Genomic DNA, 300 nt, shown 5'->3' on the forward strand with positions numbered 1-300 from the left:
AGACATGATTCTGGTCTCCGGTTTCAACGGTTACCCGAACGAACTGGAAGACGTGCTGGCGACCTTGCCGGGCGTGTTGCAGTGCGCGGCCATCGGCGTGCCGGACGAGAAGTCGGGGGAGGCGATCAAGATTTTCATCGTTGCCAAGCCGGGCGTGACCCTGACCAAGGAAACGGTGATGGAGCACATGCGCGCCAACGTCACCGGCTACAAGGTACCGCGCTCGGTGGAGTTCCGCGATGCGCTGCCGACCACCAACGTCGGCAAGATCTTGCGTCGTGAGCTGCGGGATGAAGAGCT

At 61.7% G+C, this 300-nt stretch carries 1 protein-coding gene; it reads left to right on the forward strand.

Going from position 1 to position 300, the window contains the following annotated elements; all coding sequences use genetic code 11:
- On the forward strand, positions 1 to 300 hold a 300-nt coding region (locus BK660_RS33225; RefSeq protein ID WP_404942963.1), incomplete at both ends, for an AMP-binding enzyme.

The sequence above is a fragment of the Pseudomonas brassicacearum genome, from assembly GCF_003732265.1.
In the GTDB taxonomy this organism is placed as follows: domain Bacteria; phylum Pseudomonadota; class Gammaproteobacteria; order Pseudomonadales; family Pseudomonadaceae; genus Aquipseudomonas; species Aquipseudomonas brassicacearum_D.